General features: G+C 67.3%; 14 protein-coding genes. 4 read left to right on the top strand and 10 right to left on the bottom strand.

Translation table 11 applies throughout. From position 1 onward, the window contains the following. Positions 1 to 58 precede the first annotated feature (58 nt). From EGT67_RS21400 to EGT67_RS21390, 3 genes are read right to left on the bottom strand one after another with little or no spacing between them, the layout of a single operon-like run. Positions 59 to 919 carry an alpha/beta hydrolase family protein gene (locus tag EGT67_RS21400; protein WP_127918117.1) on the bottom strand — a complete coding sequence of 287 codons (861 nt, stop codon included), beginning with the start codon at positions 917 to 919 and terminating at the stop codon, positions 59 to 61. Positions 920 to 951: 32 nt separating this feature from the next. After that, entirely contained in the window at positions 952 to 2,301 is a 1,350-nt protein-coding gene (locus tag EGT67_RS21395) for a spinster family MFS transporter (protein ID WP_127918116.1), read from the bottom strand. 53 nt (positions 2,302 to 2,354) lie between these two features. Continuing rightward, positions 2,355 to 3,221: an SGNH/GDSL hydrolase family protein gene (locus EGT67_RS21390; protein WP_241566163.1), complete on the bottom strand. Its 867-nt coding sequence runs from the start codon at positions 3,219 to 3,221 to the stop codon at positions 2,355 to 2,357. A 141-nt stretch (positions 3,222 to 3,362) separates the two neighbouring features. Between EGT67_RS21390 and EGT67_RS21385 the strand changes: the two genes are divergently transcribed. Then, a complete protein-coding gene (locus EGT67_RS21385) occupies positions 3,363 to 4,595 on the top strand; it encodes a PucR family transcriptional regulator (RefSeq protein WP_241566162.1) in 1,233 nt (410 codons plus the stop codon). Positions 4,596 to 4,654: 59 nt separating this feature from the next. On the opposite strand, the gene EGT67_RS21380 is transcribed toward EGT67_RS21385, so the two are convergent. The 3 genes from EGT67_RS21380 to EGT67_RS21370 form a co-directional block, all read right to left on the bottom strand. Next, a complete protein-coding gene (locus tag EGT67_RS21380; protein ID WP_127918114.1) occupies positions 4,655 to 5,815 on the bottom strand; it encodes a 3-ketosteroid-9-alpha-monooxygenase, oxygenase component in 1,161 nt (386 codons plus the stop codon). A gap of 89 nt (positions 5,816 to 5,904) precedes the next feature. Continuing rightward, positions 5,905 to 6,177, bottom strand: coding sequence for a hypothetical protein (locus EGT67_RS21375; protein ID WP_127918113.1), 273 nt, complete (start codon positions 6,175 to 6,177; stop codon positions 5,905 to 5,907). Between the two features lie 102 nt (positions 6,178 to 6,279). Then, on the bottom strand, positions 6,280 to 7,035 hold the full coding sequence (locus EGT67_RS21370; protein WP_127918112.1) for an SDR family NAD(P)-dependent oxidoreductase: 756 nt from the start codon (positions 7,033 to 7,035) through the stop codon (positions 6,280 to 6,282). A gap of 176 nt (positions 7,036 to 7,211) precedes the next feature. Between EGT67_RS21370 and EGT67_RS21365 the strand changes: the two genes are divergently transcribed. Then, a complete protein-coding gene (locus tag EGT67_RS21365; RefSeq protein ID WP_127918111.1) occupies positions 7,212 to 7,793 on the top strand; it encodes a TetR/AcrR family transcriptional regulator in 582 nt (193 codons plus the stop codon). A gap of 72 nt (positions 7,794 to 7,865) precedes the next feature. On the opposite strand, the gene EGT67_RS21360 is transcribed toward EGT67_RS21365, so the two are convergent. Next, positions 7,866 to 10,298 (bottom strand): ATP-dependent Clp protease ATP-binding subunit, encoded by a 2,433-nt coding sequence (locus EGT67_RS21360; RefSeq protein WP_127918110.1) that lies wholly within the window; start codon positions 10,296 to 10,298, stop codon positions 7,866 to 7,868. A 256-nt stretch (positions 10,299 to 10,554) separates the two neighbouring features. Between EGT67_RS21360 and EGT67_RS21355 the strand changes: the two genes are divergently transcribed. Further along, positions 10,555 to 11,991: an MFS transporter gene (locus EGT67_RS21355; protein ID WP_127918109.1), complete on the top strand. Its 1,437-nt coding sequence runs from the start codon at positions 10,555 to 10,557 to the stop codon at positions 11,989 to 11,991. Here EGT67_RS21355 and EGT67_RS21350 read toward each other — a convergent pair whose 3' ends face one another. Genes EGT67_RS21350 through EGT67_RS21340 form a run of 3 tightly spaced genes read right to left on the bottom strand, consistent with a single transcriptional unit; the run spans position 11,992 to position 14,465 of the window. Beyond that, the gene (locus EGT67_RS21350) at positions 11,992 to 12,531 is read right to left on the bottom strand and encodes a VOC family protein (protein ID WP_127918108.1); all 540 of its coding nucleotides are present in this window, start codon (positions 12,529 to 12,531) and stop codon (positions 11,992 to 11,994) included. It lies immediately after the preceding gene. Between the two features lie 5 nt (positions 12,532 to 12,536). Further along, the gene (locus EGT67_RS21345; protein WP_127918107.1) at positions 12,537 to 13,418 is read right to left on the bottom strand and encodes an oxidoreductase; all 882 of its coding nucleotides are present in this window, start codon (positions 13,416 to 13,418) and stop codon (positions 12,537 to 12,539) included. A 54-nt stretch (positions 13,419 to 13,472) separates the two neighbouring features. After that, the gene (locus EGT67_RS21340) at positions 13,473 to 14,465 is read right to left on the bottom strand and encodes an alpha/beta hydrolase (RefSeq protein ID WP_127918106.1); all 993 of its coding nucleotides are present in this window, start codon (positions 14,463 to 14,465) and stop codon (positions 13,473 to 13,475) included. A gap of 498 nt (positions 14,466 to 14,963) precedes the next feature. Here EGT67_RS21340 and EGT67_RS21335 point away from each other — a divergent pair, with 498 nt between their 5' ends. Then, a complete protein-coding gene (locus EGT67_RS21335) occupies positions 14,964 to 15,857 on the top strand; it encodes a pseudouridine synthase (RefSeq protein WP_127918105.1) in 894 nt (297 codons plus the stop codon). The last annotated feature ends 68 nt before the right edge of the window (positions 15,858 to 15,925 follow it).

The following is a 15,925-nucleotide window of genomic DNA, read 5'->3' as shown; positions in this document are numbered from 1 at the left end:
GACGGGGGGACATCCGTTCTGCGCAGGCAGACAGTGCCTCGAGCGCCGGACTCGACCGTCAGCCCGGGATCTGCAGGGCCAGATCGTTGCGGTCGAAGTCCGAGAACTGCTGGGTGTCGGTGCAGTATCCGCAGCTCGGGCCGAAGAACTCGGTGCGGGCGTTCGGATCGTCGAGCAGCCAGTACCGCAGCCACGCCGTGCTCGGTCCGCGCATGTCGCCGCCGGAGATCGACGTGCCGAAGTGCGTGGCGCCGCGCAGTTCCAGATACTCGGCCGGCACGTGGTCGGCGTCCTCGTACATCGCCCGCACCACCGCCGGCCAGACGATCGCGTCGGCCTCGCCGGCGAGATAGAGAACAGGCTCGTCGATGAGGTCGACATCGTTGAGCGGGCCGGGTTGGATCGCGACGGCGGTGTCGACGCGGTCGTCGATCGCGGCATTGATCGCCGCAGACCCACCCTGCGAGTGCCCCACCGCGCCAATGTGTTCCAGGTCGACCTTTCCGAAGAAGACGCTCGACGGGTCGGCCGCCTTGCCCGCGATCAGGTCGATTCCCGACCGCATGGTGACGGCGAAATTGCTCGTCGGGGTATTGGCGGCGACCACGATGAATCCCTGGCTGGCGTAGTGGCGCAACAACGAGGTGTACGCACCGGGGAGCACACCGGTCCCGTTCCCCCAGATCACGACGGGGTGCTTCTCGCCGCGTGCCCCGAGCTCACGCGGGTAGTACAGAGTGTGCACCAGCCCGATCGAGACGTTCGGCGTGTACGGCCCCGCGGCCGCCCAGTCGTGCCCGACACTCGGGATACCAGGCGTCTCGGCGGTGGCCGTTCCGGCCGGCCCCGTCAGCCCGAGCGTCGCACACAGCGCAACCGTCGCTGCGGCATTCGCGAATAGTTTGAGGGATTTTCGCATGAAGGAATACCTTTCGAATTGGATCGGCACGGTCAGTCGGCGAGACTGGACCGCATACGAATCGAGTCCACGTCCACCCGTCGGGTGGCGAGGTAGATGAAGCCCGCGGTCAGCGCGAGCATCAACGGCACCAGGTAGAGCGCGGAGTTGAGCCCCTGACCCGCGAACTGCGCCACGCCCTGCACACCGGCGTCGCGTGCCGCCCGCTCGGCGAACCAGTCGGAGATACCGCCGACCACCACCGGTCCGGCGAATCCCCCGAGGAGGTACATCGCGGCGAAGAACAGCGCGGTTGCGGTGGCCCGTAGCTGCGGAACGACGACGTCGTGGATCGCGGGATACACGCTCACGTAGAAGCCGTAGGCGAGAAGCCAGCCGAGCGAGAACAGCAGCGCGAACAGGAACACGCTGCCGCCGTTCTGCATCAGCGCCCACGCGGTGAGCGGCGCCGCGACGGCGGTGGCGACGACGCCGATCATCAGCCGGGACCGCGGCGAGGTGGCCGAGGCCCGGTCGGCGTAGCGAGCCCCGAGCAACAGCCCGAACAGCCCGGTGAGCCCGACGATGACGCCGGTGACGACGGCCGCGGACGTCAGCTTCAGTTCGTACTGACGCATCAGCAGCGGAACCGTGAACGAGTTGACCGCATAGGCCGCGAAGTTGAAGGTCAGGCCGGCGAGGATCAGCCAGCGCAGGGTCGGGATCGACAGCAGTAGCCGGATCGGGCGCCGGACCGAACCCGGATCGGCGATCGAAACCTGTTCAGCACCACCGCGTTCGGGATCACGCATCCGCAGCATCACGAGCGCGAGGATGACGCCGGGGACCGCGGCGACGAAGAACGGTGCCCGCCACGAGTCGAAGGCCTCGGCGATCCTGCCGACCGTGAAGTAGGCGAGCATCAGCCCCATCGGGAGTCCCAGCATGAAGATGCCGACGGCACGGGAACGGCGATCGGCCGGGTAGAGGTCACCGATCATCGAGTTCGCGGCCGGGGTGAAGGCGGCCTCTCCGACACCGACGCCGAGTCGGACGAGGATGAACAGCATGTAGTTGCCCGCGGCCCCGGTGGCTGCGGTCAGACCGCTCCACACGAGCAGTCCGACACCGATGATCCCCGGGCGGCTTCCGCGGTCGGCAAGGCGCCCCAGTGGCAGTCCCGCGATCGCGTACACAACGGTGAAGGCGGACGTGATCAGGCCCAACTGCAGGTCACTGAGGGCAAACTCGTGCTTGATCGGTTCGGCGACGACCGACGGGATGGACCGGTCGAAGAAGTTGAGGAGGTTGGCGAGGAACAGGGCGACCAACGCCCCGCTGAGAATTGTGGTGCGGCCGGTGTCGGGGGCAGGGGCGCCCGTCACGGTTCGAGGCAGCGACATGGGAGTCCTCGGTGTCGAAGGGGAAGGGTGGCGTGTAGGCCGAAGGGGGCGGATCAGCGGATCTGTTCGGCGACGTAGGCGCCGATCGCCTGCATACCCGATGCGGTCGGGTGCAGTGGTACAGCGGATTCAGCGGGCACGACCCCGGCATAGTGCGCCCGACTCGCGTCGGCGCAGATGTCGTGCCCGGAGGTCACGTTTCGTATATCGACGAATGCGATTGCGCGGGAACGCGCCTGCGCCGCCATGGCGTCGTCGACGGAATCGATGACGCCCTGCAGGTAGTCAGCGTCGCGCGGCCACATCGGTTGCCGGTCGGGGCATCCGCCCGGGCGCACGTAGCTGCCGTAGCCGACGACGACGATCTCGGCGTTCGGCGCGTGTGCCCGGATCACGTCGAGCGCCGTTCCCCACTGCGGGGCGACCTGGTCGACGAGCGCACGCTGCTGGTCTACACCGCCGGCGGTGAACGCCTCGGCACACGAGTTGCCGAACGGCGCCGGAAGCGGGTCGAGGCAACGGAGTGCCGTGGTGAACAGGTTGATGTCATTGGCACCGATGGTGACGGTGACGAGGTCGGTGTCGGCGCTCAGCGCCTCGACCTGCACCGGAACCGGACCGGCGAGAGTGGGTTGCGGGGTGGCGGAGACGTGACTGCTCCGCGCGGACGAGCAGGTGACGTCGGTGAGATCGGCACCGAGAGAAGCAGCGACCACCGCGGGATAGTTGTGGTGCGACCGCAGGCAGCCGGGACTGGAGAGGTCCTGGTCCGGAATGAGCGGTCCGGCGGCGGCCGAATCGCCCAGCGCGACATACGCGAGTGGCGGTTCCGCCGGGTGACCCCCGGAGGTGGCGGCAGCGACGACCTGCAGACAGGCCGCGACAGCTGCGGCGCAGACGGTTCGGATCACGGAATGCACGGCGGACACCTCCTTCGGTCGGCGGACAGGCCCCGTGCGGTCGGACTTGTCGATTTCGGAGTGATGCGTATTACATACTCACCGGAAAGTGACAGGTCGTCGTTGTCTGGGCGAACCGACTATCGGAGGAGCGTTGTTCCTGTGGACAAAACCATCGTCATCGGTGGCCGACCGGTGGCCGATCAACTCGCGCAGCACACCCACACAATCGTGGCGGACACGGTCGAGTTGGTGTGGAGACAAGTGCCGTTCTATCGGTCGCTGCCGGAAGAAGCGGTCCGCAGCGACGTCACGGCGATCATCCGATGCAACTTCGAGGTACTCATCGCGAGCCTGCGGTCGTTGCGGACGACGGACGACGCGGGATTGACCCGGATCCGCGAGTCGGCGCAGCGACGGGCCGAGGAACTGGTACCACTCGCAGAGGTACTGCACGCGTATCACCTCGCCGTCGATCACTGGTGGACGATGATCGGCGACCTCGCCGGACCCGAGGACACCACCGACCTGTCCCGGGCCGGGACGCTGCTGCACAAGCACCTGCTGGCAGCCACCACCGCCGTGCTGGCAGGCTACGGCTCGGATCCGGCGGTTCACGGCCAGGACGACTCGGCGCGTCGAGACTTGTTCCTGGAGTTGACGTCCGGCTCGAGCGCAACGGGGACGGCGGAGCGGTTCGGTATCGACCTCCCCCGCCTGTACTGGGTGCTGTCGCTCCATGTCGAACCCCACCCGGACGAGCGGTCGGCCGGCATCGACGCAGTGGTGGCAGAACGCCGGAAGGTTCGCCGGTTGCAGCGCGAGCTGGACAACGTGGGCCGCGACAACGCGTTGAGCATGCTCACCAGTAGCGGCGGCGGTGTCCTGATCCCGATCCTCGAGCCCGACCCCGGGGTGGACGACTGGCACGACAGCCCGCAGTACGCGCTGCTGAGCCGGAACCTGCGGGACATGGAACGGACGATCGGTGCCGCGGTGCTGACCGCAGTGTCGGTGGCCGCGCCGCCGGAAGTGCCACTGGCGTACGAGCAGACTCGGGAGATCCTCGACGTCGCCCGCCGCTGCGGGCGGGGCAACGGCACCGTACGACTCCGGGACGTCGCGCTCGAGTATCAGCTCACCCGGCCGAGCGCCGCGACGACGCTGCTGGCCGACCTTCTGGCACCGTTGGGGTCTCACCCGGTCGTGCTCGAAACCCTGGAGTCGTACCTCGATGCCCGATGCGACCGCGCCGCCGCTGCCGCTGCGTTGCACGTGCACCCGAACACGGTGGCCTACAGGCTGCGAAAGGTCGCCGCACTCACCGGCCTGGACGTCGGGACCGCACCCGACCTGGTCCGGCTCGTGGCGGCGGTGGCGGCGAGGAGGGCCTGAAAACGCCTGTGCCCCTGACGAGCAAGTCGACAGGGGCGCAGGCGTTGCAGCCGAGGGACCTAGACGTCCGCGACCAACTCGACGGGCGTGACGCCCTTCGCGACGTTGTCCGCGACGACGTCACGCCAGTTCTGCTGGGCGCGGGTCGTGTCGACCTCGAACTCGAAGCGCTTGGTCATGTCCTCCGTGACGTCCTCGACGTCGACGTAGAACTGCTGGTACCAGCGACGCAGCTGGTAGACCGGGCCGTCCTCCTCGGTCAGCAGCGGGTTCTCGATCCGGCTCTTGTGGTTCCAGATCGCGATGTCCTGCTTGAACTGGTGCTCGACGCCCTCGGTGAACTGCTCCGCCATCGCCTTGGCGTCCTCGTCCGACAGACCCTCGGTCCGCTTGACGATGGTGCCCCACTGCAGGATGAACGAGTTGTTCGTGATCGGGTAGTGGCAGTTCGCCAGCTTGGTCTCGACCTTGATGTCGCCCGCAACCGTGTAGACGGTGTCGAGCATGAAGGACGGACCGAAGTACGACGCATCCGAGATCGTCTCGGCCTCAGCCATACCCAGCTGGACGCCGGTCTGGATGTCGTCACGGCCGCCCGAGCGCATCACCTGGGTCGCGACGTGACCCTCGAAGATGTTCTTGAAGTAGGTCGGGATCTGGAAGTGCACGTAGAAGAAGTGCGCCATGTCCACCACGTTGTCGACGATCTCGCGGCAGTGCGAGCCCTCGACGACGTAGGTGTTCCAGCTCCAGTCGCTCCAGCCACCTTCGTCGTAGCCCTCGATCTGAGGGATCGTGACGTCGGCCGGCGGCGGGTTGCCCTGCGGATCGTTGTAGACGAAGAACAGGCCGTTGCGCTCGAGCTTGATCCACGACTTGGTCTTGGCGACCGGGGGAACACGACGAGCGTAGGGGATCTCGGTGCACTTGCCCTTGCCGTTCCAGCGCCAGTCGTGGAACGGGCAGGCGATGGTGTCGCCCTTGATCTCACCCATCGCGAGGTTGCCACCCATGTGACGGCAGAACGCGTCGAGGACCTGCAGCTCGCCCTTACTGTCCTCGAACACGACCAGGTCGGTGCCGAAGATCTTGACCTGGTGCGGCTTTCCGTCACGGAAGTCCTGTGCACGGCCGATGCAGTGCCAGCCACGCGCGAAGCGGTCGGGGTTGCTGCCCGCCACGATCTCCCGGACCTCGACGTCGTCGGAAATCTCGGTCATCTTGCCTCCTTCGAAAAAGTGAGCGCTTCCCGCCCTTGTGCGAGCTGCGCCTGAAAAATCCGGAACTGCAGGGAAACTGGTTCCGTCGGTTACGAGTAGGGGCGGACTTCCTCGGTCGACCCCGAGACCGGCACGGTGCGGCACGACTCGCCGAGACGCCCCTCGGCGACGGCCTCGTCGATGCTCTTGTTCAGTGCGCTGCACGTCCGCACATACATGCTGTGCGTTCCGCTGGCCGCGGCCTCACGGAACTCGGCGCAAACCGTCTCCGCATCCTCGAGCCACTGGGTGCTGGTGTGCGTCGAGCTGTACTTCTCGACGAGTACGCGGTTACCGCACGATCCGCATTCGACCGGCTGCATTGCGCGATCCTTCCGTTCGGAACTGTATTCGGCCAGCGTACGAGCAGTGAGCCTGCTCTTTCTGGTCGATTTCCGTTGAGCGGTAAAGTATTCGGACCGCTTCTACCTGAGGAAAGCCTGCCCTCCGTCGACCGGCAGCGAATGGCCGGTTATGTACCGAGCGGCGGGACTGCACAGGAAGACCACGGCCGGTCCGATATCGGTCTCGGCGTCGCCCAGACGTCCCAGCGGCACGCTGCGCAGGTACTCGTCGTAGGCCTCCGGATCGAGTTCGGCCCACTCGTCCATCAACGGGGACGACCCGAGCGGCAGAATCGCGTTGACGCGAATGCCGTCGGCACCCCACTCGCACGCCGCAGTCCGGGTCAGCACCCGCACGGCCTCCTTCGCCGCCGCGTAGGCACCCGTACCCGTCGGGTCCCACTTCATGCCGGCGGCGGATCCGAGGTTGACGATCGCCCCGCGCCCCTTCAGGTGCGGATGGCACGCACGCATCAGACGCAACGTCGCCAACGGCCCCGAATTCATGCTGCCGTGATAGTCGTCCTCGCTGACCTCCAGCAGGGTGCCGTGGGCCGGAGTCTGCGCGTTGTTCACCAGGATCGACAGACTTCCGTACTGCCCGACGACATCCGCGACCACCGCGTCGATCCGTTCGGGATCGGTCACGTCGCACTGGAGCGCGACGGCCTCGCCGCCCCGGCGGACGATCTCGTCGGCGGTGTCGACCACCTTCGACAGGGTCCGTCCGACCGCCGCCACGCGCGCCCCCTCGGCCGCCAGCGCCAGAGCGATGCCACGCCCGATCCCCTGGCCGGCACCCGTCACCAACGCGACGTCGCCCTCGAGTACACCCATTGCCGCTCCTGCTCCTGCTCGCTCGGTCACAAGTCGCGGACCATTGTGATCCAAGACACCTGATTGAGCAAACGCTCAATCAATGTAGGATCGACTTGCCGGACCGGAGGCCGCCGAACGGGCACGGGTAGCATGAGGCGCCACAGAATCGACCCAGGTACAGGGGGAAAATCCAGATGGATCCGCAGGAACGACGGCGCCAGATCCTCGATCGTTCCGGCGAGATCTTCGCGACGAAGGGCATCTCGGCGACGACGGTGCGGGAGATCGCCGAGGCGTGCGGCGTGTACTCCGGCACCCTGTACCACTACTTCCCGTCCAAGGACGCGATCGTCACCGAGATCATCCGGGTGTACGTGGACGAACTCTACGAACGGTGCTCCGAGGTCATCGGTAGGAACCTCCCCCCGATCGAGCGACTCGAGGCCCTCGTCCTCGTCGCGATCGACGCGGCCGAACACCACCGCCACGCGACGGCGATCTGGCAGGTCGAGACCGACTACATGCGCGACAAGATGCTCGAGGCCAGCCTGGGCGACAAGGGCGACTTCGCGGCGGGTTTATGGATGCAGTGCATCACGGAGGCCCAGGCCGACGGCGAACTCCGCTCCGACATCGACGCCACCACCTTCTACCAGTTGATGCGGGACTCGGTGTGGCTCACCAGTCGGTGGTTCCGCGCGTCCCCGAAGAAGTCCAACGCCGACTTCGCACACGAGATCACGTCGATCTACATCGACGGCCTCCGCGTGCGCTGACGCCCCGCGGACGACGAAGGGCGGGGCAGGCGAATCGATTTCGCCTGCCCCGCCCTTCTCGTACTCGCCGGATCAGCTGACGACGAGATCCAATTCGTCGTCGGTCACCCTGACGGTGATCCGCCCACCGGCGTCGAGGACGTCGTCGAGCAGCAGGTCGGCGATCCGGTCGTCGACCTCACGCGCGATGGTCCTGCGCAGCGGGCGCGCACCGAACTCGGGCTGGTGCCCGTGCTCCGCGATCCAGTCCACCGCATCGGGTGTGAACTCGATGTCGATGTCCTTGGCCCGCAGCCGGTCACGGCTCTCGCCGAGGAGCAGATCGGTGATCCGGTGCAGCTGATCGGCCTCCAGCTTGCGGAAGATCACGATCTCGTCGATCCGATTGAGGAACTCCGGCCGGAACGACTCCCGCAGACGACCCATCACCCTGTCGCGCAACGGCTTCTCGGCCGCCGCGGCGTCACCGGTGGTGAAGCCCAGCGCACCGCCCTTGCTCGAGATGATGTCCGAGCCGAGGTTGCTGGTCATGATCAGGACGGTGTTCTTGAAGTCCACCGTCCGGCCCTGACCGTCGGTCAGCCGTCCGTCGTCGAGCACCTGCAGGAGCACGTTGAACACGTCCGGGTGCGCCTTCTCGATCTCGTCGAGCAGGATCACCGAGTACGGGTGCCGCCGCACCTGTTCGGTGAGCTGACCGGCCTCGCCGTAACCGACGTAGCCCGGAGGCGCCCCGACCAGCCGGCTCGCGGTGTGCCGCTCGCCGAACTCGCTCATGTCGAGGCGCAGCATCTTGCTCTCGTCACCGAACAGCGACTGCGCCAACGCCTTCGCCAGTTCCGTCTTGCCGACACCGGTCGGACCGAGGAACAGGAAGCTGCCGACGGGTCGGCGCGGGTCGCCCATGCCGGTCCGGCTGCGCCGCACCGCCCGCGCGATCGCCTTGACCGCGTCCTCCTGGCCGACGACCCGCTGGTGCAGCTCGTCCTCCAGCCGACGCAGACGCTCCTTCTCGTGCTGCGTCATCTGGCTGGCCGGGATACCGGTCGCCCGGGCGACCACCTCGGCGATGTCCTCGGCGGTCACCGACGGCGTCTCGACCGCCGAGGGTGCACCGTCGCGAGCCTCGGCGAGCCGCTGCTCCGCGCCGGTGATCTCGTCGCGCAACTGCGACGCGCGCTCGTAATCCTCCGCAGCTACCGCATCCTCCTTGGACTTCTCGAGCCGCGCGATCCGCTGCTGCAGCGCCTTGGCATCCGGGTTGGATGCGCCGAGCTGCAGGCGCTTTCGCGCGCCGGCCTGGTCGAGCAGGTCGATCGCCTTGTCCGGCAGGTACCGGTCGGCGATGTAACGCGACGACAGTTCGACCGCAGCCGAGATCGCCTCGTCGGTGTACCGGACACGGTGATGGTCCTCGTACCGCTCACGCAGCCCGGTCAGGATCTCCTTGGCGTCGTCCTGACTCGGTTCGTTCACCGTCACCGGCTGGAACCGCCGCTCGAGCGCCGGGTCCTTCTCGATGTGCTTGCGGTACTCGTCGAGCGTGGTCGCTCCGACGATGCGCAAGTCGCCGCGAGCCAGCTTGGGCTTGAGGATGTTTCCGGCATCCATCGCGCCCTCGCCACCGGCGCCCGCACCGACGATCGTGTGGAGTTCGTCGATGAAGACGATCAGGCGACCGTCCTGGGCAACGATCTCGTCGACCGCCTTGGTCAGCCGCTCCTCGAAGTCACCGCGGTACCGGGTTCCGGACAACATCCCGGCCAGGTCCAGCTGGACGATCCTCTTGTCTGCCAACACCTCCGGGACGTCACCGTCCACGATGCGCTGTGCCAGGCCCTCGACGACGGCGGTCTTGCCCACGCCGGCCTCGCCGACCAGAACCGGGTTGTTCTTGGTCCGGCGGGCAAGGATCTCGATGGCCTGCTCTATCTCGTCGCCGCGGCCGATGACCGGGTCGACACCACCCGAGCGGGCGCGTTCGGTGAGGTCCGTGCCGTACTTGTCGAGGGTCGGCGTGGCCGACTCCTGCTGCGGTTCCGCAGAACTCGCGTTCACCGCCGACTGCATCGACTCGGGGGTGACGCCGGCGGACGCGAGGATGCGCCCGGTCGTCGAGTCACCGTTCGAGACCAGCGACAGGAAGATGTGCTCGGGGTCGATGTACGTCGAACCGAGTGCACGCGCGATCTGGTGTGCGTCGAGCAGTGCCCGACGACCGGCGGCCGTGACTGTCGGTGACGTCGAGACGGCTTCCCGGGCGCGGGGCAGGTGCGCCTCCGCGTCCCTCGAGATCGCCTCCGGGTCCCCGCCCACTCGCTCGACCATGTCGCGCACCGGATCCTTGACCGCGGCGACGTGCAGGATGTGCAGTGCGTCGAGGCCCGCGTCACCGCGGCCGGCCGCGAACTGCGCAGCCTCCGCCATGAGCAACTGCGTGTCGCTGCTCATGAGACGGGTGATGTCGATGCGCCCGGGCCCCTCGGGCCCGAAGAATGCTGGCATTCGCAGCCTCCTCCAAAGTTGAGTCTTATCGACTCATGGAACATGCCTGTGGATGATTCAATTCCCGACCGTCCAGGATTGTTTTCGAGATAGCGCCGTAACCTCGCCCGCACACCGGCCCATCGACCCCAACCGAGGCCCTGACCTCGACATTCGCCAGCGAGGACGGCCACGACGACGGGAACTGTGACACCGGACACAGTGGCGGCGGCGTCGCCTTGACCTCGAGTGCGCTCGAGCTTCTACGTTCGGGTTCATGAGCACCCGCACCGAGGCCTCCGGTACCTGGGGTCAGCTGCTGACCGGACGACATCTCGGTGTCGCCGCCGTGTTGGCCGGAGGCGAGGCGTTGTACGCGACCAACGTCTACCTGACGAGCAGCCTGCTGCCCACCGCTGTCGCCGACATCGGCGGATACCGCTACTACGCCTGGACGTCGACCGTCTTCCTCATCGCATCGGTGTTCTCCTCGATGATCGTGAGCCGGTCGCTCGCCGCCCGCGGCCCCCGCGGCGCCTACCTGATCGGCCTCGCCCTCTTCGCGTTCGGAACCGCGGTGTGTGCGCTGAGCCCGACGATGGAAGTGCTCCTGGCCGGACGCGCCGTGCAGGGTTTCGGCGGCGGTCTGCTCGCCGGTCTCGGCTACGCGGTGATCAACTCCGCGTTGCCCCGGCACCTCTGGACCCGCGCCACCGCGCTCGTCTCCACCATGTGGGGTGTCGGCACGCTGGTGGGTCCCGCTGTCGGCGGGGTGTTCGCACAGTTCGGCGCGTGGCGCTGGGCCTTCGGCGCGCTGATCGGATGCACCGTCGCGGTCACCGTCCTGGTACCGATCGTCCTGCCACCGCGCACGGGGGAACGCGTCCGCGACGTCGCGCCCGTCCCGGTCGTCCCGCTGGCGCTCCTCACCGCGGCAACCCTGCTGGTGAGCGTCGCCGGTCTGTCGGCCGATGCCACGATCGCCGGTGTCGCCGTCGCCGGCGCGGTGGCGCTGGTCGTGTGGTTCGTCGCGGCGGACCGGCGCAGCCCGCACGGGGTGCTGCCGCCGTCGACGTTCACCCGGTCGCCGCTGAAGTGGATCTACCTGACCATCGCGCTCCTCGCGATGACGTCGACGGTCGAGACGTTCGTCCCGCTGTTCGGGCAGCAACTCGCGGGCTTGGCCCCCGTCGTGGCCGGATTCCTCGGTGCCGCACTGGCACTCGGCTGGACGGTGGGCGAGATTCCGAGCGCCTCGGCCGCCGCACCGCAGGTGGTCCGCCGGATCGTGCGGTCCGGACCGATCCTCGTCGCGGCCGGGCTCGCGATCATGGCGGTGGTCCTGGCCGAGCAGGCCGACAGCGGACGCGTCGCGCTCTGGGCGGCCGGACTGATCATCGCCGGCGCGGGCATCGGCATCGCGTGGCCGCATCTTGCGGTCGGCGCCATGAGCGCCGTGGCCGAACCGGCCGAGGGAGCCCGTGCGTCCGCCGCGATCAACACCGTGCAGTTGATCGCCAATGCGTTCGGCACCGCCCTGGCAGGCGTGCTGGTGAATCTCGGCGGACAGTCCGCGATGCGCTCGGCGCAGCTGCTGCTGTTCAGCTTCGCAGCACTGGCGCTCGTCGGCGGCTGGACCGCGTGGCGGGCCGGGCCGCGGGACGCCCGGCCGAACCGGGCGGCCCGTCGCGACGTCGAGGCGATCGCGGGCTGATCAGCCGCGGGCGCGGGCGGCGTGCACCCGATCCCAGAGGTGACGGTCGGTGCGCGGGCCGCCATGGGTGTCGGCGCCGTAGCGGGCGATCTCCGCGCCGATGTCGAGCGGACGCGTCGGCGGCTGGGCCGGAACCAGCTCGTCGATCGCAAGCGCGTCGGGCACCAGCCAGCACACCTCGAACTCGATGCCGTCGGGGTCGGACCCGTACAGCGCCTTGGTGGAGCAGTGGTTGCTGGCACCGGTCAGTGCACCGGCGGCGAGCAGGCGATCGCGCATCTCGGCCAGTCCCGCGAGGGTGTCGACCTCCCATGCCAGGTGATACAGCCCGACATTGCCCGGCGTCACCCCGCTGCTGGGGTTCGGGCTCTGGAACAGGCCCAGGTCGTGGTCGTTCGCCGAGTCCGGGGCCTGCAGGAAGGCGGCACCGGGGAACCCGCCCGGCAACGCCTTGAACCCGAGCACATCCTGGTAGAAGGCCAGGCTGCGCTGCAGGTCGGACACGAACAGGACGGCGTGGTTGAGTCGCTCGATCGCCAAAGCGGTCAGCCTCCGAAGTTGTAGTTGACGTCGGTGAGTTGTTCCGACAGCGACCACAATTGTCGCGCAACGCCTTCGTCGTGCGACTTCCGGTTCGACGAAACCACTTTGGGATACCCACGCATCTCGAACATCGCCGAAGGCCCGAGGTAGCTGCCGCCGACCGCGTCGGGAACGGTGGCCGCGTACAGCATCGGCAGCGCCCCCATCGCCGCCGACTGCGTGATGAACGGGTCGGCCAACGCCATCACCCGACTCGAGATCGACTCGGTGTGTGACTGCAGATTGGTGGACGAGTACCCGGGGTGCGACGCGAGCGACTTGACGGTGGACCCCGACGCCGAGAGCCGACGCTGCAACTCGTACGTGAACAGGAGATTGGCCAGCTTCGACTGCCCGTACGCGAACCAGCGCCGGTACCTCCGCCGCTCCCAGTTCAGGTCGTCTAGGTCGATGCTGCCCATCTTGTGCACGTTGCTCGACATCGTCACCACCCGGTCGCGCACCTTGCCGAGCAGCAGACCGGTGAGCGCGAAGTGCCCCAGGTGGTTGGTGCCGATCTGCATCTCGAAGCCGTCGGCCGTGCGGCTCAGCGGTACCGCCATCACTCCGGCGTTGTTGACGAGGACGTCGACCGTCTCGACGGAGTCCGCGAACTCACGCACCGACGCCAGATCCGCGAGATCGAGCCTGCGCACCTCGGCCCGCTCCCCCAGCTGCGCGGCCACCGCGCGCCCCTTGTCGACGTTCCGGCAGGCGAGGATCACATGTGCGCCCGCGTTCACCAGTGCCTTGGCGGCTTCCGCCCCCAGGCCACTGTTCGCGCCGGTCACGATGTACGTCCGGCCCTGCTGATCGGCGATGTCCCCCGCCGTCCATGTGGTCATGGTCACAGCGTACGGAAGGCGGGGTGCCGTTCGTGGCGCCCCGCCTTCGCTCAGTCACCACGCATTGAGCGCGTTCAGGATCTGCGGTCGCGCCTGCCACAGTTCGGCAGACCAGTACGGCCAGGAATGCGTGCCGGTGGCATTGAAGTGGAAGTTCGCCGGGATGCCGAGGGTGTGGAGTCGCACCTGGAAGGCTCGCGTGGTCACCATCGAGATGAACTCGAGGCCCATGCCCATCGCGGTGTTCCAGTAGCCGATCGGATCGGACGGGCGGTCGTACACGCCCGGGATTCCGTTGCCGGCCGACACGTACAGCGACAGGCCCTGCAGTTGTGGCGCCGACACGAACGGATCGTTTCGCAACCAGGCCGGATCCCACGGGAAACCCCACATCGAATCGGCGTTGTAGCGCCCGGCGTCGTACATCGCGACGCGGATCGCCTCACGCATTCCGGGGGCCGTCGTGTTGAGATATCCGGAAAGAGACCCAGCGAATCGGAATTGGTCCCGATGGTAGGCGGCCAGTGTCATCGCAGCAGTTCCGCCCATGGACAACCCCACGACTCCGGTATTCGTACGGTCCACACCGAATTTCGACAGAAAGTCTGGAAGTTCGCGGGTCAGAAAGGTCTCCCACTTGTAGGTGATGGGTTGCGCATTGAAATTACTGGGGTGGTACCAGTCCGAATAGAAACTCGCCTCACCTCCCACGGGCATCACGACGGTGACGTTGTCGAGAGCGAACTGCTCCATCGCATTCGTCTCGAAACTCCACGCGTTGCGATCGCTGCGGGCGCGCAATCCGTCGAGCAGGTAGAGCGACGCACTACCACCCCGCGCGGCCCATTGAACCTGGACCTTGATGTCCCCCATCGACGACGGCACCCACAGCTCGTCGTATCCGCCCCGCGGAACCGCCCGCGCCGTCCCCGCCTCGGCGGACGCCACGGGGGCCGCCATCAACGTGATCATCACCGCGACCACGGCCACCAGGACCATCACCACCGGGTTCCCGCGAACCCCCTGTCGCCCTCCAGCGAAATACATCGAAACTTCTTCCTTCAACGAGCCACCGCGCCAGGGCAGACGAATCCATTCATCGAATTCGGGTCGACTCTGCGGTCAAATCGATCATCAATGTATCCCCGGACCCACTCCGGTCGTTAACGAGAAAAAGGTGTGTCAAAAATCTCGATATCGGGAATCATGAGCGTTCTCTGAGAGTTTCTCCCGATACCGAATTTTCGTGCTAGCCCTATTGCAACGACGGGACCAGCAGCAACGATCGAGCAGACCGGCTCGACGTCGGCGCCGACCGCTCGCGGAGACGCGAAACGGATTGCAGACACGGGCCGAGAAGAAGCCCCGTTCACGACACGCCGGACGCAGAGGCTTGACGCGGCGTGGGCGACGGGCAGGACAGCGTCCACCACCCACCCCTCGAAGGCGGCGGACGCTGTAACTTACCGAAGGGTAAGGTACGGGTGTGCGCACGTCAACGCTTCGCGTCGACCCGCGCCCGAAAGCTCCGGGTACCGTCGGTACGTGCCCGCTGCTCCGCTTCCTGTCCGCGACGGCCTCAACCCGACGCGACTCCGACTTCCGAACACGGGCGCCTGGGCGACCGCCCTCGACTACCTTCTGGAGCGGTTTCCGTCGGACCACATCCGCCTGCGCGAGAAGGTCGCCGCGGGCGAGGTGGTCGACGAGCACGGCGTCCCGATCACCGCGGTCACGCCCTGCCGACCGAACAGCTTTCTGTACCTCTATCGCGACCCGCCCGTCGAGCAGCGGGTGCCGTTCGAGATCGACATCCTCCACCGCGACGAGGACCTCCTCGTCGTCGACAAGCCCCACTTCCTCGCGAGCACGCCGCGCGGTGCCTACGTCGTCGAGTCGGCACTGGTGCGGTTGCGCCGCGACCTCGACCTGCCCGAGTTGACTCCCGCACACCGACTGGACCGGATCACCGCCGGCGTCCTCGTGTTCACCGTCCGGCAGCAGGCACGGCGCGCGTACCAGTCCCTGTTCGACGAGCGCCGCGTGACCAAGGAGTACGAGGCGCTCGCACGCCACGACCCGGCACTCTCGCTCCCCCGCACGGTCCACAGCCGAATCATCAAGGAGCGCGGCGTCTTACAGGCCCGTGAGATACCGGGAACCCCGAACGCGGAGAGCCGCATCGAACTCCTCGAAGTGTGCGCCGGCGTCGGGCGGTACCGCCTCCGGCCACGCACCGGCAAGACGCACCAACTGCGCCTGCACATGAGTTCGCTCGGCATCCCGATCCTGGGCGACAACTTCTATCCGCGGTTCTACGACGTCGCCCCTGACGACTACTCGGCTCCGCTGCAACTCCTCGCTCGCAGCATCGAGTTCGACGACCCGTACTCCGGCGCCCGGCGCCGCTTCGAGAGCCGGCGCGCGCTCACGATCTGACGGCCCGGGTTTCCCGCTCCGTGGGCCCGACCCCGACGAAACAAACCAAGCAAGTGCTAGGTTGCCTC

Source organism: Prescottella agglutinans, from assembly GCF_004011865.1.
Classification (GTDB): domain Bacteria; phylum Actinomycetota; class Actinomycetes; order Mycobacteriales; family Mycobacteriaceae; genus Prescottella; species Prescottella agglutinans.
The sequence above is the reverse complement of the archived record's forward strand: the minus strand, read 5'-3'. Positions and strand labels throughout refer to the sequence as shown.